This is a genomic window from Caballeronia grimmiae, assembly GCF_022879615.1.
Lineage (GTDB): Bacteria > Pseudomonadota > Gammaproteobacteria > Burkholderiales > Burkholderiaceae > Caballeronia > Caballeronia grimmiae.
The window spans coordinates 2,340,682-2,365,396 of sequence record NZ_CP084271.1 but is presented as its reverse complement, the minus strand read 5'-3'; the positions used below and the strand labels follow the sequence as shown (position 1 = coordinate 2,365,396).

25 protein-coding genes are annotated in these 24,715 nt (G+C 64.8%); 20 read left to right on the top strand and 5 right to left on the bottom strand.

What is annotated here, in order from left to right; translation table 11 throughout:
* The first annotated feature begins 248 nt into the window (after nucleotides 1-248).
* The 12 genes from LDZ21_RS11345 (at nucleotide 249) to LDZ21_RS11290 (ending at nucleotide 11,805) form a co-directional block, all read left to right on the top strand.
* The gene (locus LDZ21_RS11345) at nucleotides 249-1,037 is read left to right on the top strand and encodes an AzlC family ABC transporter permease (RefSeq protein WP_244794832.1); all 789 of its coding nucleotides are present in this window, start codon (nucleotides 249-251) and stop codon (nucleotides 1,035-1,037) included.
* Nucleotides 1,034-1,357, top strand: coding sequence for a branched-chain amino acid transport AzlD family protein (locus tag LDZ21_RS11340; protein ID WP_244793425.1), 324 nt, complete (start codon nucleotides 1,034-1,036; stop codon nucleotides 1,355-1,357). Before LDZ21_RS11345 ends, LDZ21_RS11340 begins: the two co-directional genes overlap by 4 nt.
* Before the next feature lie 409 nt (nucleotides 1,358-1,766).
* Nucleotides 1,767-2,963 (top strand): phosphoglycerate kinase, encoded by a 1,197-nt coding sequence (locus LDZ21_RS11335; protein ID WP_244793424.1) that lies wholly within the window; start codon nucleotides 1,767-1,769, stop codon nucleotides 2,961-2,963.
* 421 nt (nucleotides 2,964-3,384) lie between these two features.
* Nucleotides 3,385-4,821 carry a pyruvate kinase gene (gene pyk, locus LDZ21_RS11330; RefSeq protein ID WP_244794831.1) on the top strand — a complete coding sequence of 479 codons (1,437 nt, stop codon included), beginning with the start codon at nucleotides 3,385-3,387 and terminating at the stop codon, nucleotides 4,819-4,821.
* Nucleotides 4,822-5,011: 190 nt separating this feature from the next.
* Nucleotides 5,012-6,076 carry a class II fructose-bisphosphate aldolase gene (gene fba, locus LDZ21_RS11325; RefSeq protein ID WP_244793423.1) on the top strand — a complete coding sequence of 355 codons (1,065 nt, stop codon included), beginning with the start codon at nucleotides 5,012-5,014 and terminating at the stop codon, nucleotides 6,074-6,076.
* Between the two features lie 147 nt (nucleotides 6,077-6,223).
* A complete protein-coding gene (locus LDZ21_RS11320; RefSeq protein WP_244793422.1) occupies nucleotides 6,224-7,114 on the top strand; it encodes a phosphoribosylaminoimidazolesuccinocarboxamide synthase in 891 nt (296 codons plus the stop codon).
* A gap of 36 nt (nucleotides 7,115-7,150) precedes the next feature.
* A complete protein-coding gene (gene purE / locus LDZ21_RS11315; RefSeq protein WP_244793421.1) occupies nucleotides 7,151-7,672 on the top strand; it encodes a 5-(carboxyamino)imidazole ribonucleotide mutase in 522 nt (173 codons plus the stop codon).
* A gap of 14 nt (nucleotides 7,673-7,686) precedes the next feature.
* Nucleotides 7,687-8,883, top strand: coding sequence for a 5-(carboxyamino)imidazole ribonucleotide synthase (locus tag LDZ21_RS11310; RefSeq protein ID WP_244793420.1), 1,197 nt, complete (start codon nucleotides 7,687-7,689; stop codon nucleotides 8,881-8,883).
* Between the two features lie 20 nt (nucleotides 8,884-8,903).
* Nucleotides 8,904-9,932 carry an L-threonylcarbamoyladenylate synthase gene (locus LDZ21_RS11305; RefSeq protein ID WP_244793419.1) on the top strand — a complete coding sequence of 343 codons (1,029 nt, stop codon included), beginning with the start codon at nucleotides 8,904-8,906 and terminating at the stop codon, nucleotides 9,930-9,932.
* A gap of 232 nt (nucleotides 9,933-10,164) precedes the next feature.
* The gene (locus LDZ21_RS11300) at nucleotides 10,165-10,641 is read left to right on the top strand and encodes an Hcp family type VI secretion system effector (RefSeq protein ID WP_244794830.1); all 477 of its coding nucleotides are present in this window, start codon (nucleotides 10,165-10,167) and stop codon (nucleotides 10,639-10,641) included.
* Nucleotides 10,642-10,660: 19 nt separating this feature from the next.
* Entirely contained in the window at nucleotides 10,661-11,242 is a 582-nt protein-coding gene (locus LDZ21_RS11295) for a hypothetical protein (RefSeq protein ID WP_244793418.1), read from the top strand.
* Between the two features lie 62 nt (nucleotides 11,243-11,304).
* Complete coding sequence (locus tag LDZ21_RS11290) at nucleotides 11,305-11,805, top strand: T6SS effector amidase Tae4 family protein (RefSeq protein WP_244793417.1); 501 nt, start codon at nucleotides 11,305-11,307, stop codon at nucleotides 11,803-11,805.
* A 54-nt stretch (nucleotides 11,806-11,859) separates the two neighbouring features.
* Here LDZ21_RS11290 and LDZ21_RS11285 read toward each other — a convergent pair whose 3' ends face one another.
* Entirely contained in the window at nucleotides 11,860-12,966 is a 1,107-nt protein-coding gene (locus tag LDZ21_RS11285; protein WP_035961295.1) for an SGNH/GDSL hydrolase family protein, read from the bottom strand.
* Between the two features lie 270 nt (nucleotides 12,967-13,236).
* Complete coding sequence (dacB, locus tag LDZ21_RS11280; protein ID WP_244793416.1) at nucleotides 13,237-14,835, bottom strand: D-alanyl-D-alanine carboxypeptidase/D-alanyl-D-alanine endopeptidase; 1,599 nt, start codon at nucleotides 14,833-14,835, stop codon at nucleotides 13,237-13,239.
* 207 nt (nucleotides 14,836-15,042) lie between these two features.
* Between dacB and LDZ21_RS11275 the strand changes: the two genes are divergently transcribed.
* The 7 genes from LDZ21_RS11275 to LDZ21_RS11245 all read left to right on the top strand — a co-directional run bounded on the left by LDZ21_RS11275 (nucleotide 15,043) and on the right by LDZ21_RS11245 (nucleotide 22,648).
* Nucleotides 15,043-15,705, top strand: coding sequence for a response regulator (locus tag LDZ21_RS11275; protein WP_035961288.1), 663 nt, complete (start codon nucleotides 15,043-15,045; stop codon nucleotides 15,703-15,705).
* On the top strand, nucleotides 15,705-17,006 hold the full coding sequence (locus LDZ21_RS11270; protein WP_244793415.1) for an ATP-binding protein: 1,302 nt from the start codon (nucleotides 15,705-15,707) through the stop codon (nucleotides 17,004-17,006). Before LDZ21_RS11275 ends, LDZ21_RS11270 begins: the two co-directional genes overlap by 1 nt.
* 299 nt (nucleotides 17,007-17,305) lie before the next feature.
* Nucleotides 17,306-18,865 carry a YadA family autotransporter adhesin gene (locus LDZ21_RS11265; protein ID WP_244793414.1) on the top strand — a complete coding sequence of 520 codons (1,560 nt, stop codon included), beginning with the start codon at nucleotides 17,306-17,308 and terminating at the stop codon, nucleotides 18,863-18,865.
* 181 nt (nucleotides 18,866-19,046) lie between these two features.
* Complete coding sequence (locus LDZ21_RS11260) at nucleotides 19,047-20,561, top strand: DegQ family serine endoprotease (protein ID WP_244793413.1); 1,515 nt, start codon at nucleotides 19,047-19,049, stop codon at nucleotides 20,559-20,561.
* 136 nt (nucleotides 20,562-20,697) lie between these two features.
* Entirely contained in the window at nucleotides 20,698-21,195 is a 498-nt protein-coding gene (locus LDZ21_RS11255) for a carboxypeptidase regulatory-like domain-containing protein (RefSeq protein ID WP_244794829.1), read from the top strand.
* A 163-nt stretch (nucleotides 21,196-21,358) separates the two neighbouring features.
* Nucleotides 21,359-21,733 carry a DUF427 domain-containing protein gene (locus LDZ21_RS11250; RefSeq protein ID WP_035961278.1) on the top strand — a complete coding sequence of 125 codons (375 nt, stop codon included), beginning with the start codon at nucleotides 21,359-21,361 and terminating at the stop codon, nucleotides 21,731-21,733.
* Between the two features lie 105 nt (nucleotides 21,734-21,838).
* Nucleotides 21,839-22,648 carry an SRPBCC family protein gene (locus tag LDZ21_RS11245; protein WP_035961276.1) on the top strand — a complete coding sequence of 270 codons (810 nt, stop codon included), beginning with the start codon at nucleotides 21,839-21,841 and terminating at the stop codon, nucleotides 22,646-22,648.
* Between the two features lie 52 nt (nucleotides 22,649-22,700).
* Here the strand turns inward: LDZ21_RS11245 and LDZ21_RS11240 are convergent, their stop codons facing one another.
* Both LDZ21_RS11240 and LDZ21_RS11235 read right to left on the bottom strand, forming a co-directional pair.
* Entirely contained in the window at nucleotides 22,701-22,853 is a 153-nt protein-coding gene (locus tag LDZ21_RS11240; protein ID WP_244793412.1) for a hypothetical protein, read from the bottom strand.
* Nucleotides 22,854-22,917: 64 nt separating this feature from the next.
* Nucleotides 22,918-23,229 carry a hypothetical protein gene (locus LDZ21_RS11235; RefSeq protein ID WP_244793411.1) on the bottom strand — a complete coding sequence of 104 codons (312 nt, stop codon included), beginning with the start codon at nucleotides 23,227-23,229 and terminating at the stop codon, nucleotides 22,918-22,920.
* 96 nt (nucleotides 23,230-23,325) lie between these two features.
* Between LDZ21_RS11235 and LDZ21_RS11230 the strand changes: the two genes are divergently transcribed.
* Nucleotides 23,326-23,991 (top strand): cysteine hydrolase family protein, encoded by a 666-nt coding sequence (locus LDZ21_RS11230; RefSeq protein WP_244794828.1) that lies wholly within the window; start codon nucleotides 23,326-23,328, stop codon nucleotides 23,989-23,991.
* A gap of 16 nt (nucleotides 23,992-24,007) precedes the next feature.
* On the opposite strand, the gene LDZ21_RS11225 is transcribed toward LDZ21_RS11230, so the two are convergent.
* On the bottom strand, nucleotides 24,008-24,652 hold the full coding sequence (locus LDZ21_RS11225) for a TetR family transcriptional regulator (RefSeq protein ID WP_244794827.1): 645 nt from the start codon (nucleotides 24,650-24,652) through the stop codon (nucleotides 24,008-24,010).
* Nucleotides 24,653-24,715: the final 63 nt, after the last annotated feature.

Sequence of the window (24,715 nt, the reverse complement as noted above, 5' to 3'; positions counted from 1 at the left end):
ACCGAGCTAAAAGCGCCTTTCGCGCCGCTATACTTTGCCTTTCACCGCGAACGTGAATGGCAGCTTCGATCTTTTCGCTTCTTCTTTCGGATCGTCGCGCAGCTCATCGGGGACGGGCGGTGGCTCGCAGTATCCGCTTCACCTTGCTTTACGTTTTCCGCGCGCTTTGTGTTGCAGCCGCATCGGGCGGCGCCTCGCCGTGTATCGGCGCGCATCGGCATCGCAATAATTTGGCCTCGCATCCGTCCATGCTCGACCGCCTGTCCCACACGAATCGCCGTGCATTTCTCGAAGGTGTCCGCACCTTCTCTCCCGCCATCCTCGCCACGTTTTCGTGGGGCCTCGTCACCGGCGTCGCGATGAGCAAGTCGGTGCTCACGCTGCCGCAGGCGCTCGGCATGTCGTTCGCGGTCTACGCGGGATCGTCGCAGCTCGCGGCGCTGCCGCTTTTCGCCGCGAAGCTGCCGCTCTGGACGCTGCTGCTGACCGCCGCGATGGTGAACCTGCGCTTCGTCATTTTCAGCGCCGGGCTCGCGCCGCACTTTTCCCATCTGCCGATGTGGCGCCGCGTGCTGATCGGTTACTTCAACGGCGACATCATCTATCTGATGTTTTCGAAGCGGAATTTCGCGCCGGCCGACCGGGCCGGGAAGGAAGCGTTCTTCTGGGGACTCGCGCTCGTGTGCTGGTTGTGGTGGCAGGTCTCGTCGGTCGTCGGCATGCTGCTCGCGAGCCTGATCCCGGCCAAATGGGGACTCGAACTGGCGGGCACGCTCGCGCTGATTCCGCTGATCGTTTCGGCCATCGCGACGCGCTCCACGCTCGCCGCCGTGGCCGTCGCGAGCGTCGTGGCGCTGCTCGCGTTCGATCTGCCGTATCGGCTGGGCCTGCCGCTCGCGGTGCTCGCCGCGCTGCTGGCCGGCACGCTCGCCGATGTCATCGCGGACCGCTCGAGGCCGGCGGCGTTGCCCGCGGCGGACGCCGAAGCGCCACCCACACCCGACGCTGAATCCGACACCATGAGGCGCGCGCAATGACCCCGCTGCAGACCTGGCTGGCAATTCTGGGCATGGGCCTCGTCACCGCGGCGACGCGCGCATTCTTCTTGTTCGGCGGCGAGCGCACGGTGCTGCCGCCGCGCGTCCAGCGCGTGCTCCGGTACGCGCCAGCGGCCGCGCTCGCGGCCGTCGTCGTGCCGGGCGTGCTGGAAACGCCCGCTGGCCTTTCCGTCGCGCTGTCGAATCACGCGATGTGGGCCTCGCTCGCCGCACTCGCGTATTACTTGTGGCGGCGCGGCATGATGGGCACGATCGCCGTCGGCATGATCGCTTTCACGCTGCTGAGGCTCGTCGCGTGAGCGGCCGAAAGCTGCTGCCCGCCATCGACGGATGCGCCAAATACGCATCATCAAGCATTGCGGGCTAGAGCAGACGGGCCATTCAGTTAAAATGACGGTCTTTCCTGTCGCAGAGCGAGGTCGAAAGTGAGTCCGGCAGTCACCGCGCAACGGTTGTGCAACTCGCCGCCTCCGGCCGAATCGCCGCAGCCGTGCGTCCGCGCCAACCCGGCGCACACGCGTTGCAGCCCGCCGTCCGACTCCTTCCCTCCGCATTCCAGCCGCGCGCTCATATCACTTGCGCGGCCTTCGCCCCCAGATTGATCCACGCGCGGGGCGCACCTTTCCAGTCCCCCGCCGCATGTCCCCGAAGCAGCCGCATCCAGCCGCTTCTTCGCCCGAACCGCTTTTCTGACTAACGTTGACTCCCATGACGAAAGTACTGCGTTTCACCGATCTGATCGCCGAAGGCAAAGTCTCTGGCAAGCGTGTATTCATCCGCGCGGACCTCAACGTGCCGCAGGACGACGCCGGCAACATCACCGAAGACACGCGCGTGCGCGCCTCCGTCCCGGCGATCAAGGCCGCGCTCGAAGCGGGCGCCGCCGTGATGGTTACTTCCCATCTGGGCCGCCCGACCGAAGGCCAGTTCAAGCCGGAAGATTCGCTCGCGCCGGTCGCGAAGCGCCTGTCGGAACTGCTGGGCCGCGATGTTCCGCTCGTCGCGAACTGGGTCGATGGCGTCGACGTGCAGCCGGGCAATGTCGTGCTGCTCGAAAACTGCCGTTGCAACAAGGGCGAGAAGAAGAACGACGACGGCCTCGCGCAGAAGCTCGCGAAGCTCTGCGACATCTACGTGAACGACGCGTTCGGCACCGCGCATCGCGCCGAGGCGACCACGCACGGCATCGCGAAGTACGCGAGCGTCGCGTGCGCCGGGCCGCTGCTCGCCGCCGAACTCGACGCGCTCGGCAAGGCGCTCGGCAACCCGAAGCGTCCGCTCGTCGCGATCGTCGCCGGGTCGAAGGTGTCGACCAAGCTGACCATTCTGAAATCGCTGGCGGAGAAGGTGGACCAACTGATCGTCGGCGGCGGAATTGCCAACACGTTCATGCTCGCGTCGGGCCTGAAGATCGGCAAGTCGCTGGCGGAAGCGGACCTCGTCGGCGAGGCGAAGGAAATCATCGAGCAGGCGCGCGCGCGTGGCGCTTCCGTGCCGATTCCGAGCGATGTCGTGACCGCGAAGGAATTCGCTGCGACCGCGAAGGCGGAAACGAAGCCCGTCGCCGATGTCGCCGACGACGATCTGATCCTCGACATCGGCCCGGATACCGCCAACGCGCTCGCCGCGCAACTGGCGACTGCCGGCACCATCGTATGGAACGGCCCGGTCGGAGTGTTCGAATTCGACCAGTTCGGCAACGGCACGAAGACGCTTGCGCAGGCAATCGCGAATTCGTCGGCCTTCTCGATCGCGGGCGGCGGCGACACGCTCGCGGCCATCGCGAAGTACGACATTCACGACAAGGTCAGCTACATCTCGACTGGCGGCGGCGCGTTCCTCGAATTCCTCGAAGGCAAGACGCTGCCCGCGGTGGAAGTGCTTCAGTCCCGCGCCGGGGCTTGAGGCGTTGGCCGCCCGAAACGATCCGGCGAAAGCAGGCAAGCAGGGCGCGCAAGCAGCCGGCGGCGCGCAAGCAGATGAAGTCAGGGACGTGATCGCGGGCGGCGCATCGGGCGATGCGCTCGATGCCGCTGCCGAAGCGGCGCTGGTCATCGCGGAGGCGGCCCGGACGGACGGGCCGTCCGCCGACGAAAGCCAGAGCCAGCAACAGAACGAAAGTCAGGACGAAAGCGAAGGCGAGGCCGCATTACCGGCGCCGCCTGTCGTCATCATCGGCGGCGTGGCCACGCAGGCCGAGAAAGTAATCGATAAAGCGACGCCGGCACTGACCGGCGCGCGCGCGCAAGCGGTGAGCAACACGTCACCGTTGGCGCAACGTGCTCGCAGCGTTGTCACGGGCGATCCCACTGAGACGAGGAATTCCATGCATCGCGCCACCAAGATTGTTGCCACCATCGGCCCGGCTTCGAGCAACCCCGGCATTCTGCTTCAGATGATGCAGGCGGGGCTCGACGTCGTTCGCTTCAACTTCTCGCACGGCACCGCCGACGATCATCGCCAGCGCGCCGAATGGGTGCGGGAGGCGGCGCGTCAGGTGGGCCGCGAGGTCGCGATCATGGCGGACCTGCAAGGTCCGAAGATCCGCGTCGGCAAGTTCGAAAACAACAAGACGATGCTCGTTGCGGGCAATCCGTTCGTCCTCGATGCCAATTGCGAGCTCGGCAACAACGAGCGCGTCGGCCTCGATTACAAGGATCTGCCGCGCGACCTGCGCGCGGGCGACACGCTGCTGCTCAACGACGGCCTCATCGTCCTCGACGTGACACGCGTGATCGGCGAAGAGATTCATACGACCGTCAAGGTCGGCGGCGAACTGTCGAACAACAAGGGCATCAACCGGCAGGGCGGCGGGCTGACCGCGCCCGCGCTGACCGAGAAGGACATGGAGGACATCAAGACGGCGATGTCGCTCGGCGCGGATTTTGTCGCGGTCTCCTTCCCGAAGAACGCGACGGACATGGAAATGGCGCGGCAACTCGCGAACATCGCGGGCGCGCCTTACGGCATCAAGCCGAAGATGATCGCGAAGATCGAGCGCGCCGAAGCCATTCCGGCGCTGCAAGGCATCCTCGACGCGTCCGACGGCATCATGGTCGCGCGCGGCGATCTCGCGGTGGAAGTCGGCAACGCGGCGGTGCCGGCGCTGCAAAAGCGCATGATCCGCATGGCGCGCGAGTCGAACAAGCTCGTGATCACCGCGACGCAGATGATGGAATCGATGATCCACGCGCCCGTGCCGACGCGCGCGGAAGTATCGGACGTCGCGAACGCCGTGCTCGACGGCACCGACGCCGTGATGCTCTCCGCCGAGACGGCCGCGGGCAAGTACCCGGTCACGACCATCGAGACGATGGCCGCCGTGTGCGTCGAAGCGGAGAAGTCCGAAGAGTCGCAACTCGACCGCGACTTCCTCGACCGGACGTTCACGCGCATCGACCAGTCCATCGCGATGGGTGCGCTGTTCACGGCGTATCACCTCGGCGCGAAGGCCGTCGTGGCGCTGACCGAGTCCGGCTCGACCGCGCTGTGGATGTCGCGCCACTGGTCGCACGTTCCGATCTTCGCGCTGACGCCGCGCGTGGGCAGCGAACGCACGATGTCGCTGTACCGGAACGTCACGCCGCTGCATCTCGACACCAACATGGACCGCGACACTGCCCTCAATCAGGCGCTCGAAGTGGTCGTGTCGAAAGGCTATGCGGCGCGCGGCGATATGGTCGTGCTCACCGTCGGCGAACCGATGGGGCAGGCGGGCGGCACGAACACGCTGAAGATCGTGCGCGTCGGCGATCATTTCTAACGGCCCCGCGTAATTTCGAGAACGATGCGCGGTTAAGCGCCGCGCGGTTTCACCTGTATTGCAAAGCGCGCAAGACGACGCACGGCGGCTCGCCCCGCCGGCGTCCGTCGCTGCCAGCCATAGGCCGAAAAACTGCCCCAGAGCAGAATCGTGCGCGCCGGATTTTCGTTTCACATCATGGAGTTCCACAATGCCTCTCGTATCAATGCGTCAATTGCTGGATCACGCGGCCGAACACGGCTACGGCCTCCCGGCATTTAACGTGAACAACCTCGAACAGGTGCAGGCGATCATGTCGGCCGCGAACGAAGTCAACGCGCCGGTGATCATGCAGGCGTCGGCTGGCGCCCGTAAGTACGCAGGCGAAGCGTTCCTGCGGCATCTGATCGAAGCGGCGGTCGAGTCGTATCCGCATATTCCGGTCGTGATGCATCAGGATCACGGCCAGTCGCCGGCGGTGTGCATGGCCGCGATCCGCTCGGGCTTCACCAGCGTGATGATGGACGGCTCGCTCGAAGCCGACGGCAAGACCGTCGCGTCCTACGAGTACAACGTCGAGGTGTCGCGCAAGGTGGTCGAGTTCTCGCATTCGATCGGCGTGACCGTCGAAGCGGAGCTGGGCGTGCTCGGCTCGCTCGAAACGATGAAGGGCGACAAGGAAGACGGCCACGGCGCCGAAGGCACGATGACGCGCGAACAGTTGCTGACGGACGTCGAGCAGGCCGCCGACTTCGTCAAGCTCACGCAATGCGACGCGCTCGCGATCGCCATCGGCACGTCGCATGGTGCGTACAAGTTCTCGAAGAAGCCGACCGGCGATATCCTCGCGATCGACCGCATCAAGGAAATCCACCAGCGCATTCCGAACACGCACCTCGTGATGCACGGATCGTCGTCGGTGCCGCAGGAGTTGCTGGCGGAAATCCGCGAATTCGGCGGCGACATGAAGGAAACCTACGGCGTGCCGGTCGAAGAGATTCAGGAAGGCATCAAGCACGGCGTGCGCAAGGTGAACATCGACACCGATCTGCGTCTCGCGATTACCGGCGCCATCCGCCGCTATCTGTTCGAAAATCCGTCGAAGTTCGATCCGCGCGACTACCTCAAGCCCGCACGCGAAGCCGCAAAGGAAATCTGCCGCCAGCGTTACATGCAGTTCGGCTGCGAAGGCCAGGCGGGCAAGATCAAGCCGATTTCGCTCGACAAGATCGCCGAGAAGTACAAGTCCGGCGAGCTTGCGCAGATCGTGAAGTGACAACGGGTCGAAGCCTCACGCTGTTTGTAAAGTAAAATCAATGGGTTCCGGCGACGGGACCCGTTCGCATTTCCCGTTTGCCCCATCAGTCGCCGCTCGCACAGCAAGCGGCGACTCACTTTTTTTACGCCTCTTCGGTACATGACGATGTCCACGCTCTACGAATCCACGATCAAATCGCTGCCGCTGCTCGGCCGTGGCAAGGTCCGCGACAACTACGCCGTCGGTCAGGACAAGCTCCTCATCGTGACGACCGACCGCCTTTCCGCATTCGACGTCGTCATGGGCGAGCCGATCCCGAACAAGGGCCGCGTGCTGAACCAGATGGCCGATTTCTGGTTCAAGAAGCTCGGCCACATCGTGCCGAACCACAATACGGGCATCGATCCCGCGAGCGTCGTCGCCGCGGACGAAGTCGAGCAGGTGAAGGGCCGCGCGGTCGTCGTGAAGCGCCTGGAACCGATTCTCGTGGAAGCCGTGGTGCGCGGTTATCTCGCGGGCAGCGGCTGGAAGGACTATCAGGCGACGGGCGCGGTGTGCGGCGTGCAGCTTCCGCCGGGCCTTCAGAACGCCGAAAAGCTGCCCGAGCCGATTTTCACGCCGGCGGCCAAGGCCGAAATGGGCCATCACGACGAAAACATCACCTACGATGACATGGAGCGCCGCATCGGCACCGAGCTGTCGGCGACGATCAAGCGCATCTCCATCCAGTTGTACAAGGAAGCGGCTGAGTACGCGGCGACGCGCGGCATCATCATCGCGGATACGAAGTTCGAGTTCGGCCTCGACAACAAGGGCGAGCTGTATCTGATGGACGAAGTGCTCACCGCCGATTCGTCGCGTTTCTGGCCCGCCGATGGCTATCAGGTCGGCACCAATCCGCCGTCCTTCGACAAGCAGTTCGTGCGCGACTGGCTGGAAACGCAGCCGTGGAAGAAGGAGCCGCCCGCGCCGAAGCTGCCCGACGATGTGATCGCGAAGACATCGGAGAAGTATCAGGAAGCGCTGCAACGCCTCACGGGGCAGACGCTCGCGTAAGCGTGCATTCGATCAAGAGCCAAGGAACATAGCGATATGAGTGAAGTGCAGACCGGAGCGCATGCGCACGACGCGCCGCTCGTCGGCGTGCTGATGGGTTCCAGTTCCGACTGGGACGTGATGAAGAACGCGGTGGCGATCCTCCAGGAATTCGGCGTGCCGTACGAGGCGAAGGTCGTGTCCGCGCACCGCATGCCCGACGAAATGTTCGACTACGCCGAGCGCGCCCGTGACCGCGGCGTGCGGGCGATCATCGCCGGTGCGGGCGGCGCGGCGCATCTGCCGGGCATGCTCGCGGCGAAGACCACGGTGCCCGTGCTCGGCGTGCCGGTGGCGAGCAAGTACCTGAAGGGCGTCGATTCGCTGCATTCGATCGTGCAGATGCCGAAGGGCGTGCCCGTCGCGACATTCGCGATCGGCGAGGCGGGCGCGGCCAACGCGGCGCTGTTCGCGGTATCGATTCTGAGCGTCACCGATTCCCGTTATGCCGAAGCGCTCGCCGCTTTTCGCGTGAAGCAGAACCAGGCCGCGCGGGACATGGCGCTGCCGCCGCTCTGATCTTTTGCCCTGACATGAACCCACAATCCTCCCCCAACTCTCCGATTCTGCCGGGCGCATGGCTCGGCATGGTCGGCGGCGGCCAGCTTGGCCGCATGTTCTGCTTCGCCGCGCAATCGATGGGCTATCGCGTCGCCGTGCTCGATCCCGACGAGACGAGTCCGGCAGGCGCGGTCGCGGATCGCCACATCCGCGCCGCCTACGACGACCGCGCCGCGCTGACCGAACTAGGCCGCCTGTGCGCGGCGGTGTCGACGGAATTCGAGAACGTCCCGGCTGCGAGCCTCGAAACGCTTGCGAGCTACACGTTTGTCAGCCCCGCTGCGAGTTGCGTGGCGATTGCGCAGGATCGCGTCGCGGAGAAGCGCTTCATCGCGCAGGCAGGCGTGCCGGTCGCGCCGCATGTGGTGATCGAATCGCCCGAGGCGCTCGACGCCCTCGCCGACGACGACATCGCCGCCGTGCTGCCGGGCATCCTCAAGACCGCGCGGCTCGGCTACGACGGCAAAGGCCAGATGAGCGTGCGCAATGCGCAGGAAGTCCGCACCGCGTATGCGTCGCTGTCGGGCGTGCCGTGCGTGCTCGAAAAGCGCATGCCGCTCAAGTACGAAGTGTCGGTGCTGATCGCGCGCGGCGGCGACGGCAAGTCGGCCGTGTTCCCGCTTGCGCAGAACACGCACGTCAACGGCATTCTCGCGAAGACGATCGTTCCCGCGCCGGACGCGTCCGCTGCGCTCGTCGCGCAGGCACAGGACGCGGCGCTGACGATTGCCGCGAAGCTCGGCTATGTCGGCGTGCTGTGCGTCGAGTTCTTCGTGCTGGAAGACGGCTCGCTGATCGCCAATGAAATGGCGCCGCGTCCGCACAATTCCGGCCACTATACGGTCGATGCCTGCGCCACCAGCCAGTTCGAGCAACAAGTCCGCACGATGACCGGCATGCCGCTCGGCGACACGCGCCAGCATTCGCCGGCCGCGATGCTGAACCTGCTCGGCGATATCTGGTTCGACGGCGAGAAGAAGGACAAGGCGCGCGCACCGGCGTGGATCGACGTCGCGGCGATGCCGGCGGCGCGGCTGCATCTGTACGGCAAGGAGGAAGCGCGTCCGGGCCGCAAGATGGGGCACATCAATTTCACGGCGGCGACGCTGGAAGAAGCCCGCACGGCGGCGCGCGACTGTGCCCGAATGCTGCATATTCCGCTGGACTGAGTTTTGAAGCAGCACAAGCAATGACCATCATCTATCCGAGCGCCGCGCAGATCGACGAGGCCGCGGCCTTGCTCGATGCGGGCGAACTCGTCGCGTTCCCGACCGAGACGGTCTACGGTCTCGGCGGCGACGCCGAGAATCCCGAAGCCATCGCGCGTATCTATGCGGCGAAGGGACGGCCGGCGAATCATCCGGTGATCGTGCATCTCGCGCCGGAGGCCGATCCGGGCTACTGGGTCCGCGAGTTGCCCGCCGATGCGCAGAAACTCATCGACGCGTTCTGGCCCGGGCCGCTCACGCTGATCCTGAAGCGCGCATCGCATATTCCGGCGGCGGTGAGCGGCGGGCAGGATTCGGTGGGCATTCGGTGTCCTTCGCATCCGGTCGCGCAGCGTTTGCTGTCGGCGTTTCACGCGCGGCGTGATGGCACGGGCAGGCAGGGCGGCGTGGCGGGGCCATCGGCGAACCGGTTCGGGCACGTCAGTCCGACGACCGCGCAGCATGTCCGCGATGAATTCGGCGGCGCCGTTCATGTGCTCGATGGCGGGGCGGCGGACGTGGGTATCGAATCGACGATTCTGGATTTGTCGCGCGGCTTTCCGGCATTGCTGAGGCCGGGGCATGTGAGTCCGCAAGCGATCGCCGATGTGATTGGCGAAGCGCCGCGTCTGCCCAATGGCAGCGATGCGACCGCGCCGCGTGCATCGGGTACGCTGAAGGCGCATTACGCGCCGAAGACGCCGCTCGCGCTGCTGCCGTTTGCGTCGATCGAGCCGATGCTGGCGGCGTTTCAGCCGGCGGATGGAAGGAAGGTTGCACTGGTGGCGCGGGCGTCGAGCGCGGGCGCGTGGGCGCGGGCGCCGCATGTGCATTTCATCGCCGCGCCGGAAGATCCGCAGAGCTATGCGCGTGCGCTGTATGGCTTGCTGCGGGCGCTGGATCGGGCGGATGTCGAGCGCATCTTCGTGGAGAAGTTGCCGGAGTCGATCGAATGGATCGCGGTGAACGACCGGTTGGGAAGGGCGGCGGCGGCGTTCGAGGGGGGGTGAGCGGTGGGCGTGCCGATTATTTCGGCGATGCAAGTGTTAATTGGCGAGCCAATTTCGCTGCTTGAATGCAGGGTGAATTTCCGGATCCCTGCTTTAAGTGGCGTTTTTTTTAGTTGGCAGTAGTGCAAGACACGCTATCTGTTCCGTGTGACTGACTTAATTGATGGTTTTCAACGTCAGCACATAGGTCGGGTGTTAATAGTATCGGCCTCAGCACAAGAAGAGGGCGTCAATCGTGGCCGATATTTTCATCAAGATAGACGGTATTGCCGGTGAGTCACAAGACGCCACCCATGCCGATGAAATCGAGGCCCTGCATTGGGGATGGGCCGTCACGCAGGCATCCAGTATGCATAGCGGTTCGGGCGGCGGTGCGGCCAAGGCAACGGTAGATGATTTGAGCTTTACGCATGAGATCGACCGCGCAAGCCCGAACCTCGCCGCCTATGCATTCCGAGGCCAGCACATTCAAAAAGCGGTTCTTACCATGCGCAAGGCCGGCGGGGTGCCGCACGAGTTCTTGCGAATCACTCTGAGCGACGTGATCGTCACGCATGTCGAGCCTGTGGCGGGCGGTGGAACGGCCCTGGAGCATGTGCGCTTATCGTTTGCCAGGATGAAGCAGGAATACATCGTGCAAAACCGGGTTGGCGGCAGTCAGGGCACGGTGACCGCGCTCATCGACGTTAAAGCGAATGCTGTGACTTGACGCCAAGACGGATTCTGCAATGCGTATCTATCAACGGCTGTGGGTTCTGCTGATCGCGTGTGCGTTCTGCAGTCCCATTGTGCGTGCGCAAATTCCAACTGGAACGTCAGTTTCAATCGGCGCGGGTTTGAATGAAATAACCCTGACGCGCTTCGACGATGGCGACGGAACATTGCTGGTTCTCAAGGTGAAGAACGAGGCCATGCCGCTTTCCGATCAGGGTGCGGCGATAAATCGCTTGCTCGACCAGTCGATCAAACAACGCTCGTTACCGGATCATTTCGACGTGAGATTCGCGGGAACGCGGACGGCGTTGATCAAAGCGCTACAGCAAAGGCTGTTGCAACCCGGCGCGAACTGGAATCTCACGACTGGCCAGCCTTTGAAAGGTGAATTGGGAAGCGTGCTGTCAACCGAGCTGACTCGGTTACTGACGCAATCCTCTATCGGCACGGCTTTCGCGCGTCACGGATATCGACTGCGAGTCGACGGCCTCGAACATATCGAAGAAGAACCGGGAGCGTTTCCGCGGACAGGCGTACGAGTGCCGACCGATATCTTCGTCATGGAAATCGTTGCCGAACGGAATACAGAACAATGAACCATCGACCTCTTCCGCCGTTCGACAAGCTCGCGGCTCATTACCCGTACAAGCAAACCGTCTTGCTTCTCAAGAAAACCATTGGCGGGGCAGTCGATGACACGAAGGCAGCACCGGATAAACAATGGCTCGGCGGCGCGAGCGGCGACACGTGCACGCTGCGAATGAGCCGAGCCTTCAACTATAGCGGCGGCGTCATTCCTAATCACGCGCATGGAATGGAGACGGTCAAGGGCGGTGATAGCCGCTGTTACGGTTTTCGCGCGCGCGAATTCGATGCCTGGCTCAGGTCTTTTTACGGTCCGCCCGATGTCGAGGTAAAAGGCAAGCCCGTGTCGCGCGACAAGTTTCTCGGCAGAACTGGAGTGATGAGTTTCGACATCACATTCGGCTTGAATGCGGATGGCCGGACAAGGGCAACCGGCCACGTCGACTTATGGGATGGAGTGACGTTCTTCGACGAGCTGAACGGCATTAGCCGCCCGAATCGCGACTTCTTCGACATCGCAAATGGCGTCGCGCTATGGACGACGCCGGGAACTGCAGTCTTGCCCCGCTCATAGCGCGAGTCATGCATAAACGGTCAAGCCCCGCATAACGCGGGGCCACCGAAAAGCTTATTTCCCCAGTCCCGCCGCCGCAATCTTCTGCTCCGCCGTCTGCGCATAAAGCGCATGCAGATGCGTCGTCGGATGCACGGTATCCGCGTACATATACGTCTGGTCCGCGTCCGGCGTCGTGCGCGTCTGCGGCGAGCAGAAAAGCGACGTCGCGAAATCGCTCGGATTCGGCTCGCCATAGGCCTTCGCCGCCGCGGCCATCGCCTGAAGATTGCAGCCCGTGCCTGTGTTCGACACCGCGAAACCGTATTGCTGATAGTTCGCCGTGATGTTGGCAAGCGGTCCGGCGATATCCAGGAAGATCACCTTCGACATCAGCCCCGTCTTCGTCAGCGCGGCGGCGAGCGCCTGATTGAAGCCGAGCGATGCCTGCGACAGCAGCGCCCGCGTCGTCGCGGTGCTCATCATGCCCTGCGGCGTCGCGCCGATGTCCGGCACATTCGACACGAGCACGTGCGTCGCGCCGCCCTGCACGATCTTGCCGACGATACCCGCCAGATCGATCGCCGCCTGCCCGATCGCCGCCGACGCCTGCGCGGGCGTCATCTGTCCCGCCTGAACCGCGGTCAGGTTGTACAGGATGTCGTTCGCGCCGCCGTTGACGATGACCAGTTGCCCGGCGTTGAAGCTGCCATGCGACGTCAGATAGTTCGTGACCTGCGTCGCGACCGGCACCGTCAGCGCGCCCGCGTAGTTCGCCGGGTCCGTGCCGCGATGGCCGATGCCCACCGGATTCGTCACGCGCGAGCCGCCCTGCGCGTAGCCCAAGCCCGCCTGCGCCGCCGGCGGCGTGCCGAAGCCGCCGGTCATCGCCGGCGTGAGGGTGTCGCCGTAATACTGGGCGACGTCCTGCACCCACACCTGGCCCGGGTTCGTCGTGAAGCGTCCGCCGCCGAAGTTCGCCGCCGCGACCGGCGTGTAGGTGCCGACGTCCGACAGGCTGTCGCCGAACGATACGACCTGCAGCTTGATCCCGCCGGCCGGCGTCGAGTTGTTGTCGTCTGAACCGCCGCCGCATGAGGCGAGCAGGGCGAGTGCCGCGCTCGCGGTGGCGATGCGGGCGTAGCGCACCAGGGCGGCGCGCGTGGAACGATGCTTCTTCATGGACCTCGTCTCCGTTCTTCGGTTTTGTACTTGTCTCGCGGCGCTTGCATGTGCCGCTCGTGCTGCTGCATCGGATTGTGCCGCAAGCAGGGCGGATGTCGAGCGATGCGATTCATCTCGCCCCGCCGCGTCTTAGAGCGTACACGCCGCGCGCGCCTCATCGGGCGTGACTTCGTAGAACAATTCTTCGGTCGCGGGTCCGCGAAATGGGCGGACCACGCGGGTTTCACCCGACTGACAGCCGGGCCGCGCCGAGGTCCGTCGCGCGCATTACTCGTCGGCGGCCGCCTTGCCCGGGCCTTCGTAGACCCATTCGAGCAGCGCGTCGTGAGCGGCGCGGGCCGCTTCCGCGCGGGGATCGTTGATGAAGCTGACGACCACGTAGCTCTGCCCGTCCGCCGCGCCGACATAGCCGGCGATCGCGCGCACGTCGCGCAACGTGCCGGTCTTGATGTGCGCGTTGCCGCCCGCGCCCGCGTTCGCGAGCCGGTTGCGCATGGTTCCGTCGACACCCGCGATCGGCAACGATTCGACGAACACCTGCGCGACCGGACTCGCGTTCGCCGCCTGCAAGAGGTCCGCAAGCGATGACGCCGCGATGGTCTCGTCGCGCGACAGGCCCGAGCCGTTGTCGAGCGCAAGGCCGTTCGTCGGCAGGGCGCTGCGGCGCAGGAACGTCTGAATGGCCTGGGCGGATTTCGCGGTCGTCGCGGGCGGCTTCAGTTGCGCCGCGCCGACCGTGAGGAACAGATTGCGCGCCATCACGTTGTTGCTGTACTTGTTGATGTCGCGAACGATGTCCGACAGCACCGGACTGCGGTGCGTGCCGACGAGCCGCGCGGTCGAAGGCGTCGGGCCCTCGCGCGTCGCGCCCTGGAACGTGCCGCCCGCCTGCTTCCACAACGCGAGAAAGCCACCGGCAAAGAACGTCGAGTGATCGAGAGCCGCGACGTTGATCGTGCGCGAGCCGCAGCGCAACGGATAGTCGCCGACGAACGATGCCTGCACGAAGCCGCCCTGCGTCTGCGCCACGCTCGGCGACGCCGCAGGCAGCGTTCCCGCGCACGCGCCGCGGGTCACGCGCAGTTCGTTGTCGATCTGCAGTTGCGCGAGTTGCGGCAGCACGTCGATGGAGACCTGGCCGTCGGCATTCGGCGTGAGCGTGAACGACAGCGACTTGAACGCGTAAAGCAGCGGATCGGGGCCGACGTTGTAGGGCGCGGCATCATCGTTGTCGAAGGCGGGGAGATCGCGCGTGGAGGCGTCGAAGTAGCGCTTGTCGAGCACGAGCGCGCCGTCGATGCCGGTAATGCCGCTCTTGCGAATCTGGTCGACGAGGTCGATCAGTTCTTCGGGCACGAGCTTCGGGTCGCCGGTGCCCTGTATATAGAGGTTGCCGTGCAGGACGCCTTGTGTATCGACGTCGCCGTCCGCGTAGGCGGTGGTCTTCCACCGATAGTCCGGCCCGAGCATCGAGAGCGCCGAGTAAGTCGTGACGAGCTTCATCGTCGATGCCGGGAGCATCGGCCTGTCGGCGTTGATGGCAACGAGCGGCGTAGCCCCGCCGATGCGCTGCACGACCACGCTCATCGACGAAAGCGGCACGTGCGCCCGCGCGAGCGCGCCCATTACCGATGCCGGCAGCGGCCCGGCCGGGGCTGCGATGCGAGCCGCTTTCTTCGCGCCCTTGGCCTTCGCTGCGCCGATCGCTGCGCGCTCCGGCGCATGCCTTTGCGATTCGGACTTCGTGCCGCCGCGCGCCTCGACATCGGGTGAATGGGACAACGCTGCACAGGCAAGCGCCGTGGCGAGCGCGAACGTCGACAGACGCGCGGAGAATGAACCGAAAAGCGGAGAAAAAAACGGCATACGAGCTTGCGTTCTTGGAGTGTTATGGGGACGGCGCCGCGATAGAAGTGCCGGGGCCCGCCCGGGCGAAGCGGGTATTGTAGACAAGCCGGCTTGCGGAATTCGTACGGACGTGCCGCCATGCATGAACGGCGGTTAAGTCGCGCTTAAGCCTGCCGCCGGGCCGCGCGGCTAGAATGGACCGAATCCCTACTTACACACGATGTCATGCGTATCCTGCTAGTGGAAGATGACCGGATGATCGCCGAGGGCGTGCGCAAGGCGCTGCGCGCGGACGGCTTCGCGGTCGATTGGGTGCAGGACGGCGAGGCGGCGCTCACGGCCGTCGCCGGCGAGGCCTACGATCTGATGCTGCTCGACCTGGGCCTGCCGAAGCGCGACGGCCTCGACGTGCTAAAGACGCTGCGCGCCCGCGCGAATTCTTTGCCGGTGCTGGTCGTCACTGCGCGCGATGCGATCGCGGATCGCGTGAAGGGCCTCGACGCCGGCGCCGACGATTACCTCGTCAAGCCCTTCGATCTCGACGAACTCGGCGCCCGCATGCGCGCGCTGATCCGCCGGCACGCGGGACGCGGCGAATCGCTCGTGCGGCACGGCAATCTCACGCTCGATCCGGTCGGTCATCAAGTGACGCTCGCGGGCGCGCCCGTTGCCTTGTCGGCGCGCGAGTTCGCGTTGCTCGAAGCGCTGATGGCGCGGCCCGGCGCGGTGCTCTCGAAGAGCCAGCTCGAAGAGAAGATCTACGGCTGGGGCGAGGAGATCGGCAGCAACACCGTCGAGGTGTATATCCATTCGCTTAGAAAGAAGCTCGGCGCCGATCTGATCCGCAATGTGCGCGGTCTCGGCTACATGGTCGCGAAGGACGCCTGATGCGGTCGATTCGCCGCCAACTGCTCATCTGGCTGCTTGCGCTCGTGATCGTCGGCGTCGGGTTCGCCGGATGGCTGATCTACCGGCAGGCGCTCGCCGAAGCCAACGAGCTTTTCGATTACCAGCTTCAGCAGATCGCGGCGGCGCTGCCGTCGGAGCCGTTTTCGTCGGTGCTGACATCGCGCAGCGAAAGCGATGAAGGCGTCGTCATCCAGATATGGAATCGCAACGGCGTGCTGATGTACTACTCGCATCCGCGCGTGCCGCTCGCGCCGCATGCCGAGCTTGGCTTTTCCACCGAAATGACCGCACGCGGCGAATGGCGCGTGTATAGCGCGATCGTCGGCGATAACGTCGTGCAGCTGGCGCAGCCGCTATCGATACGCAATCGCGTCGCGGCCGGCGTCGCGTGGCGCACGCTGTGGCCGCTCGTGCTGCTGTTGCCGCTGCTCGGCCTCGCGATATGGATCATCGTCGGGCAAGGGCTCGCGCCGTTGCAGCGGGTGACGCGCGCGCTCGACACGCGTCATCCCGAGGCGCTCGATCCGCTGTCCGATCAACGCCTGCCGCAGGAAGTGCGGCCGCTCGTGCGGGCGCTGAATGCGCTGCTGTCGCGCCTGTCGACAGCGCTCGATACCCAGAAGGCCTTCGTCGCCGATGCCGCGCATGAATTGCGCACGCCGCTCGCCGCCGTGAAGATTCAGGCGCAACTCGTTGCGCGCGCCGAGGACGACGCGACGCGGCGCGAAGCGCTCGCGGACCTGAACGAAGGTATCGCGCGCGCGACGCGGCTGGCGGAGCAACTGCTCGCGCTGGCGCGTTCCGAGCCGGATGGCAAGGCCGTCGCGAAGGCCGTCGATTTGCGCGCGCTGCTCGACGACTGCGTCCGTGCGTACGTGCTGGTCGCCGAGGAGCGCGGCGTCGATCTGGGCATCGAGGCGAGCGAGCCGGCGACGGTCGTCGGCGATCCGGACTCGCTGCGCGTGATGTTCAACAATTTGATCGACAACGCGACCAAATACACGCCGAGGGGCGGGCGCGTGGACGTCTGCCTCAAAGTGCGCGACGGTCGGCCCATCGTCGAAATCGCGGATACGGGGCCGGGCATTCCCGCCGATGAACGGGAGCGCGTGTTCGACCGGTTCTATCGCGTGGGGCAAAGCGCGAATCGGGCGCGTACGGATGTCGCGGGAAGCGGGCTCGGGCTCGCGATCGTCAGGCGCATCGCGGACCAGCACCGGGCAAGCGTCGAGTTGGCGGAGTCGGCGGCGGGCGGGCTGAAGGTCGTTGTGCGGCTTTGATCGCTTGCCAAGAAATAGTTGGGAATGCTTGGTAGCGTGCAGCTTGATCGATTTATCGCTGCTAACAGGCTATTGAATGTCGCCGAATATTGGCGCTAGTCTCTTTGATTTTTCTAAAAGATAATAACAACCGTGCATCGCGAATGACTTTAGGAAATATCTACTTCGCTTGATGAGCATCACGAATTAATCTGCACCGTTCTTTTGTCATCTCTAAAGGAGACGGTGTAATGAAGAGTACGAGGCAGGGGCGCGGCGATGTTTGCCGAAAGAACGTTGGAACGATGATCGCGTGTCGCATGAAAGTGGTGGCCGCGGCGGTCGCGATGATGTTGGGAAGCACGGCGGCGATGGCTGCGGGGCAACTGGTCCTCTGCAACGGGGCCTCGGGACTGAGTACCGTTGTTCAGAATGGCGGTCTTAATCCCGGTGTTGCTCCGGCAAACGGGTGCACCAATGACGGCAGGGACTTCGCGCTAATTTCGGACGGTAACGCAACCGCGCCGAATTACATGAAGCTCGGCAGCGGCACTGTCGAGATCATGGCGGCAGACCGAATCTCGATGCTCGCGCGCGTGGACATGAATGGCAAAGGCATCATCAATCTGGCAGACGGCGCTGTCTCGTCAGGCAGCAGGGAAGCTATCAACGGCTCACAGCTCTATTCGCTCGCAAGCTCGACAGCGAACGCGTTCGGCGGCGGAGCAGCCGTCAACAGCAACGGCACCTGGTCATCTCCGACGTATAACATCGGCGGCCAGCAGTTCAATAACGTCGGCGACGCGCTGTCCAACCTCGATAGCCGCATCGCGCAGAGCAGCGGCGCAACTCTTGTTAAGCAGGACCCTGCTACGCACAACATTACCGTGGCAAAGGACACCGACGGCACCGTCGTCGACGTGACCGGCACGCAAGGCGCACGTCAGGTGACGGGTGTCGGGGCAGGCGCGCTTGCCGCGAACAGCACCGACGCGGTCAACGGCTCGCAGCTCTACCAGACCAACGTGCAAGTCGACGCGCTGAACCAGCGCGTGCAGAACATTTCGCTTAACGGCAGCTCGCTGGTGGCGTCGCAGGCCAACGATTCGCCCGCGTCCGCAACCGGTACCAACGCAACGGCGGTTGGCAACGGCGCGCAGGCTACGGCGGCGAACTCCGTCGCGCTGGGCGACCATTCGGTTGCATCCGAGGACAACACGGTGTCGGTCGGTTCGGCAGGCAACGAGCGTCGCGTGACGAACGTCGGGGCAGGCGCGCTCACCGCGGACAGCACCGACGCGGTCATTGGCTCGCAGCTGTATCAGACCAACGTGGAGGTCGACGCGCTGAACCAGCGCGTGCAGAACATTTCCATCGGCGGCAGCTCGGTCGTGGCCTCGCAGGCCAACGATTCGCCCGCGTCCGCAACCGGTGCCAACGCAACGGCGATCGGCAACGGCGCGCAGGCCACGGCGGCCAACTCCGTCGCGCTCGGCGACCGTTCGGTCGCATCCGAGGACAACACGGTGTCGGTCGGTTCGGCAGGCAACGAGCGTCGCGTGACGAACGTAGCGGCGGGCGTGCGGGGCACCGACGCGGCCAACATGAACCAGTTAAACGCGCTGCAGAGCAACGTCAACGCGGTCGCGCGCGAAGCGTTCGCGGGCGTCGCCGCTGCGATGGCCATGCCGAATCTCACGCCGAACAAGCCGGGCAATACGCTGATCGCCGCGGGCGTCGCCAACTACAAGGGCTACACGGCAGTCGGTCTTGGCGGCACCTATCGTTCCGAGAACAATCACTGGCTCGTGAACGCGGCGGCATCGTTCACGCCGCACGGTGACACGGGCGTGCGCGGTCAGGTCGGCTACGAGTTTTAAGCGTACTCACTAGCGACTTCGCGCGAAGAAAAGGGCGGCTGTCCAATAGGGCAGCCGCCCTTTTTCGTGCTATCGCGACCAGCGCTGCGCGACTTTAAGAACGGTTTAAGCGACGCCCCGTAATCTTCCGTCATCCGTAGAGTCCGCTCTACCCCAGCGCACCTGTTATCTGGAGCACACGATGAAAGCGAAGATCGTCACCCGCAGCGCCGTCGCTGCCGCCGTCGCCGTTGCCTTGTCGGCGGGCTATGTCGCCGGTCACAACAACGTTGCCGCGCCGCAGGTCATCGCGCCCGCGCAGGCCGCCGCGATGATGCCGGCCGAGGCCGCCGCGAAAACGGGCGTTCCCGATTTCTCGGGCCTCGTCGAGACCTATGGCCCCGCCGTCGTTAACATCAGCGCGAAGCACGTGGTGAAGCAGACGTCCGCGCGACGCGGCGGCGCGAACCAGTTGCCGATGGACCCCGACGATCCGTTCTATCAGTTCTTCAAGCGCTTCTACGGCAACGTCCCCGGCTTGGGCGGCGGCGAAGGCGGCGGAGGCGCGGATCGTCCGAGCGAAGGGCTCGGCTCCGGCTTCATCGTGAGCAGCGATGGCTACATCCTCACGAACGCGCATGTCGTCGATAACGCGAACGTCGTGACCGTCAAGCTGACGGACAAGCGCGAGTTCCGCGCGAAGGTCGTCGGGGCCGACAAGCAGTCCGATGTCGCGGTGCTGAAGATCGACGCGAAAAGCCTGCCGACTGTCAAGATCGGCGATCCGAACGGCAGCAAGGTCGGCCAGTGGGTCGTGGCGATCGGCTCGCCCTATGGTTTCGACAACACCGTCACGTCGGGCATCATCAGCGCGAAGTCGCGCGCGCTGCCGAACGAGAACTACACGCCGTTCATCCAGACCGACGTGCCGGTCAATCCGGGCAACTCGGGCGGGCCGCTCTTCAATCTGCAAGGCGAAGTCATCGGCATCAACTCGATGATCTACTCGCAGACCGGCGGCTTCCAGGGGCTTTCGTTCGCTATCCCGATCAATGAAGCGATCAAGGTCAAGGACGCGCTCATCAAGACGGGCCATGTGGATCGCGGGCGCCTCGGCGTCACGGTGCAGGCGATGAACCAGACGCTCGCCAATTCGTTTGGCATGAAGGCGCCGCAGGGCGCGCTCGTGAGTTCGGTGGAACCGGGCGGGCCGGCTGCGAAGGCGGGCCTCCAGCCGGGCGATGTGATCGTCGCGCTGAACGGCGTGCCGGTGACGGACTCGACGTCGCTGCCGTCGCAGGTCGCGGGGCTGCCGCCGGGCACGTCGGCGAAGGTGCAGGTCTGGCGCGACAAGGGCCCGAAGGATATCGACGTGAAGATCGGCGCGCTGAAGGATACGAAGACCGCCAGCGCCGACACGAGCGGTGACGGATCGGGCGGTGCGTCGCAGGATGCGCGGCTCGGCGTCGCGGTGCGGCCGCTCACGCCGGAAGAGAAGCAGGAAGGGTCGCTGTCGCGCGGGCTGGTCGTGCAGCAGGCGAACGGCGCGGCGGCAAGCGCGGGCATTCAGGCCGGCGACGTGATCCTCGCGGTCAACGGCCAGCCGGTCACCAGCGTGCAGCAGTTGAAGGCGATGGTCTCGCATGCGGGCGACAGCATCGCGCTGCTGATCCAGCGGGATGACGCGCAGATCTTCGTGCCGGTGGATCTGGGTTAAACGGCCGGCCGCGGCGGGCACGCAGCGTGCTTTTCTGGCTGCGGTGCCCTATCGCGCTGAAGCTGCGCATCGGGGCGTGACGTCGCTGGCGCTCCGGCGCGCGGCGGCATCGGAAAAGGAGCCAATAACGATGACGATGACGAGCAAAACGGGAAAGCTGGCCGCGACGCTGCTGGCGACGGCGCTGTGTGCTGGCTTCACGAGCGGAGCATGGGCACAGGCGGCGAGCGGCGTGAATGCCGCGAGCGCCGGCACGGCCGAAACCGGCAGCGCGGGCAATGCCAACGGCGGTGGCCTGCCGCAAATCGAGCAACAAGGGGAAGTGTCGTACACGTCGGGCGGCGTCGGTCTCGACGAATCGCGCGCATTGTTGCGCGAACAGGCGCACTGGCCGCTGTCGCTGCGCTTCACGGGCCCGACCGCCGACTATCTGTCGGGCGTGCACGTGCGGATCGTCGGCGGGAAGGGCGGCGAAGTGCTCAGTACGGAATCGATGGGCCCGTACATGCTCGTCAAGCTGCCGGCGGGCAATTACACCGTCTACGCCAAGTACAAGGACCAGGAGAAGAAGCAGTCCGTCAGCGTGTCCGGGCCAGGCAAGGCCAAGGCGGCGTTTCACTGGAACATTCAATGATGCGGTGAGCCGCGCATCAGGACTGCCCCTCCCTCGCGGCAGGAGTTTGTCTCATAATCAAGTCACGAGCCGGCTTCGGCTGCCTCGTGACTTTTTTGTGACCTGTGACGGGGCGCACGGCGCGCCTCGCGACTCTCTGAACCGCAGCGCGGAGGACAGCACGATGAGCACGGATCTGAACGACGGGCAAGCGACGCACCGCATCGAGATTTTGCCGAACGCCCGGCGCTGCCGCGTGATCCACCAGGGCGTCACGTTCGCCGACACGCATGCAGCGCTCACGCTGAGCGAAACGGGGCACGAGAACGTTTACTATTTTCCGCGCGCCGACGTCAACATGGCGCGGCTCGAACGCTCGATTCACACATCGCACTGCCCGTTCAAGGGCGATGCCACCTACTACCATCTGCTCACCGAGGACGGTCCGGTCGAAAACGCCGTCTGGAGTTACGAAAACCCGCTCGACGCCGTGGCTGTCATCAAGGGCTATCTGGCGTTTTACCCGTCGCGGGTCGATCGCATCGACGTGACTTCTTAGCGAGCCGCCGCACAGACGCGCGTTCGCCGGCGTGCCAAAACAAGCGAAAGAAATCGACAGCGAACGCAAGCCAGCGTCAGGCGTTTTTCGTCCCCGGAGGGTCGGATGGAAGTCACGGAAGCGTTGCGCGTGCCGCTCGACCCGGCGCACGTCCGGGAGGCGCTCTGCGACCTCGCGTTACTGCGGGCGAGCCTCGAAAACTGTGAGTCCTTTGCACGCACGCCGGCCGGCGAATACGCGCTGACGCTCGTCGTACCGCTCGGCGCGCTGCGGGCGCGGTACGAGGTGCGGGCGCATCCGGCGGGGCGCACGCGGCAGGGCGGCAGCGTCGAGCCGCACTCGCACTCGCACGACCGCGCGGACGAAGACGGCTGCGCCCGCACGCTCAGTTTCAAGGCGCGCAGCGAGGGCGTCGGTTCGTTGCGCGGGCAGATTGCCGTCGCGCTGAATGCGGAGGACGACGGCCGCGCCACGTGGATCGAGTACACCGTCTGGGCGACGGTCACGGGGCCGCTCGCCGGCTTGCCGCCGCGCCAGATCGAAAATGCGCTGCGCGAATGCGCCGACGACTTTTTCGCGGAATTCTGCGAAGTCGTGCGCGCGAAGCATGGCTTGCCGTCGATGCGCGCGGCAGGCGAGCGCACGCGCCGTCACGTGTTCTTGCGGCCGGGCGGGATGTCGGCGGCGTTCTCGCGTCGCACGGGCGCGACGGCGCGCGCGATGCATCACGCATCCGGCGATGCCGCCGCGAGCGGCGTGCTGCGGCATCGGCTGGGCGCGCATGCGTTGGGGGCGCATGAGCGGGAGCATCGGCATGATCCGCATCCGTTGGGATTGCCGGGCTGGGCGTGGGCAGCGATGCTGGTTTGTATCGCGGCGCTGGTGTTCTTTGCGCCGCGGGCGGGGCTGCAATAGGAAACGCGATCAGCTTCGAGTTCGCGCCGTTCATTCGAAGCGGCTGCGATTCTTATCGAAACAGCACCATGAGCCGATCGAGCGGCGTCGGCGGCAGCGCGATTGCGCCGTCGCTTTGCGATGAATCTTTGATCAGGAAGTCGGGCGTCGGGTAAAGCTCTGTTTTCCCGGCAACGAAATAAGTGCGTTCCGCGAGCAGTTTCATATCGGAGGCGCGGTAAAGGCGTAGCCGCATTCTTTATCTGGCTGTGCAGAAACCGCCGTCGGCTTCAGACGTCTCGCAGATGAGCGATACGTTCTCCCTTCGGCGCGCGGCTTTCTGATGATGCTTCCACGCACCATTCGTTAGTGCCAGTAGCAGAAAAACCCCGATCAGGATTCTGGCGAACGTCGATATGCGCCGCGCGCTGCCGCCTTGCTTTGCCAATTCGGATCAAAGCTCGGCCAAGAGCGCGCCGAAGAGAAGAACCGTCGCCATAAGTGGCGCGAAGCCGCTTGGCCAGCAAGAGGGCATGTTTGATTCCGAGGAGGGGTGTCTGAATCAGCAGCGGCGGAAGAGGGGAGATGAAACCGCGCGGCATGACTTATCGTCGAGGCGCTGAGCGATTTATTACGATCTCGCTGCAGCAGCCTTGCGCCCGACCGACACGCGCTGCACCGTCGAACCGGCGCTGATTTTGAATCGACGCTACAGTCTCCGTTTCACCGCTCAAGGACCACTCACGCCCCGCCGCGCCCTGGTCGTCATCGACGTGCAGAACGAATACGTCACCGGCAATCTGCCGATCGAATATCCCGATGTGAACGTGTCGCTCGCCAATATCGGCCGCGCGATGGATGCCGCCGACGCCCACGGCGTGCCGATCGTCGTCGTGCAGAACTTCGCGCCCGCCGCCGCGCCGATTTTCGCTCGCGGATCAGCGATGGCGGAGCTGCATGAATCGGTGGCCGAACGCCCGCGCGCGCATTACGTCGAAAAGTCGCTGCCGAGCGCGTTTGCGGGCACCGATCTCGCCGAATGGCTCGCGGCGCACGACGTCGACACCATCGTGATCGCCGGCTACATGACCCACAATTGCGACGATTCCACCGTCCGTCATGCCGTCCACTCGGGCTTGTCGGTGGAATTTCTCGTCGATGCGACCGGCGCGGTGCCGTATGAGAACCGGGCGGGCCGCGCGAGCGCCGAAGAGATTCATCGCGTGTTCACGGTGGTGATGCAGTCGCGATTCGCCGCCGTGCTGACCACGGACGAATGGATCGCCGCACTCGAAACGGGCGAGCCGCCCGCACGCGACAACATCTACGCGTCGAATCAGCGCGCGCGTTTCGGCGAGCGCTGAACGAAGCCTCGCAGCATCACGCGCTCGCGGGCATCAATAGAGCGGGACTCGAACGCAGCGCGTCGAAGCACGCGTCGATCAGCGCTTCCGAATCCTGTGCGGGATCGACGCTTTCCGGCAGCATCAGCGAGTCGTGCAGGATGCCGGTGAACAGCGCATGCAGCAGCGTGGTGGCGCGGCGCGTGTCGAGCGCGGCAGGCAACTGCTGTTTGTCGATGGCGTTGCGCAGCGCCCGCTCGATGCGTTCCCGTCCGTCGCGCATGTTGTTCTGATGACGCTCGCGGACCGGCCCCATCTCTTCGACGAACTCGCATTTCAGAAACAGGATGTCGAACACGCGGCGGCGGTGTTCGTCGGCGGTGATGTTGCGCATGCACCAGACGAAAATCTCGCGGATGTGCGCGAGCGGGTCCGGCTCCTTGCCGTCGAGCGTCGCTTCGATCAGCTCGTCGAGCGGCAGCAAGCTGCGGTCGAACATCGCGTTGAAGAGGTCGCCCTTGTTCGCGAAGTGCCAGTAGATCGCGCCGCGCGTCACGCCCGCCGCCTGCGCAATGTCCGCAAGCGACGTCCGCGATACGCCTTTTTCATAAAAAACGCGTTCGGCGGCGTCCAGAATGCGGTTGCGCGTCTCCTGCGCTTCTTCCTTGGTTCGTCTGACCATGTTCGTAGTGACAGCAGCCGCTGGCGGCAGCGCGCCGGCGGATAGTGCGAAAGGATTGACAGG

Bases quoted from the DNA above. Each gene is read 5' to 3' on its own strand.
- LDZ21_RS11345 (WP_244794832.1), top strand. From the start codon at position 249: ATGCTCGACCGCCTGTCCCACACGAATCGCCGTGCATTTCTCGAAGGT.
- LDZ21_RS11340 (WP_244793425.1), top strand. From the start codon at position 1,034: ATGACCCCGCTGCAGACCTGGCTGGCAATTCTGGGCATGGGCCTCGTC.
- LDZ21_RS11335 (WP_244793424.1), top strand. From the start codon at position 1,767: ATGACGAAAGTACTGCGTTTCACCGATCTGATCGCCGAAGGCAAAGTC.
- pyk (WP_244794831.1), top strand. From the start codon at position 3,385: ATGCATCGCGCCACCAAGATTGTTGCCACCATCGGCCCGGCTTCGAGC.
- fba (WP_244793423.1), top strand. From the start codon at position 5,012: ATGCCTCTCGTATCAATGCGTCAATTGCTGGATCACGCGGCCGAACAC.
- LDZ21_RS11320 (WP_244793422.1), top strand. From the start codon at position 6,224: ATGTCCACGCTCTACGAATCCACGATCAAATCGCTGCCGCTGCTCGGC.
- purE (WP_244793421.1), top strand. From the start codon at position 7,151: ATGAGTGAAGTGCAGACCGGAGCGCATGCGCACGACGCGCCGCTCGTC.
- LDZ21_RS11310 (WP_244793420.1), top strand. From the start codon at position 7,687: ATGAACCCACAATCCTCCCCCAACTCTCCGATTCTGCCGGGCGCATGG.
- LDZ21_RS11305 (WP_244793419.1), top strand. From the start codon at position 8,904: ATGACCATCATCTATCCGAGCGCCGCGCAGATCGACGAGGCCGCGGCC.
- LDZ21_RS11295 (WP_244793418.1), top strand. From the start codon at position 10,661: ATGCGTATCTATCAACGGCTGTGGGTTCTGCTGATCGCGTGTGCGTTC.
- LDZ21_RS11285 (WP_035961295.1), bottom strand. From the start codon at position 12,966: ATGAAGAAGCATCGTTCCACGCGCGCCGCCCTGGTGCGCTACGCCCGC.
- dacB (WP_244793416.1), bottom strand. From the start codon at position 14,835: ATGCCGTTTTTTTCTCCGCTTTTCGGTTCATTCTCCGCGCGTCTGTCG.
- LDZ21_RS11275 (WP_035961288.1), top strand. From the start codon at position 15,043: ATGCGTATCCTGCTAGTGGAAGATGACCGGATGATCGCCGAGGGCGTG.
- LDZ21_RS11270 (WP_244793415.1), top strand. From the start codon at position 15,705: ATGCGGTCGATTCGCCGCCAACTGCTCATCTGGCTGCTTGCGCTCGTG.
- LDZ21_RS11265 (WP_244793414.1), top strand. From the start codon at position 17,306: ATGAAAGTGGTGGCCGCGGCGGTCGCGATGATGTTGGGAAGCACGGCG.
- LDZ21_RS11260 (WP_244793413.1), top strand. From the start codon at position 19,047: ATGAAAGCGAAGATCGTCACCCGCAGCGCCGTCGCTGCCGCCGTCGCC.
- LDZ21_RS11255 (WP_244794829.1), top strand. From the start codon at position 20,698: ATGACGAGCAAAACGGGAAAGCTGGCCGCGACGCTGCTGGCGACGGCG.
- LDZ21_RS11250 (WP_035961278.1), top strand. From the start codon at position 21,359: ATGAGCACGGATCTGAACGACGGGCAAGCGACGCACCGCATCGAGATT.
- LDZ21_RS11245 (WP_035961276.1), top strand. From the start codon at position 21,839: ATGGAAGTCACGGAAGCGTTGCGCGTGCCGCTCGACCCGGCGCACGTC.
- LDZ21_RS11240 (WP_244793412.1), bottom strand. From the start codon at position 22,853: ATGAAACTGCTCGCGGAACGCACTTATTTCGTTGCCGGGAAAACAGAG.
- LDZ21_RS11235 (WP_244793411.1), bottom strand. From the start codon at position 23,229: ATGCCGCGCGGTTTCATCTCCCCTCTTCCGCCGCTGCTGATTCAGACA.
- LDZ21_RS11225 (WP_244794827.1), bottom strand. From the start codon at position 24,652: ATGGTCAGACGAACCAAGGAAGAAGCGCAGGAGACGCGCAACCGCATT.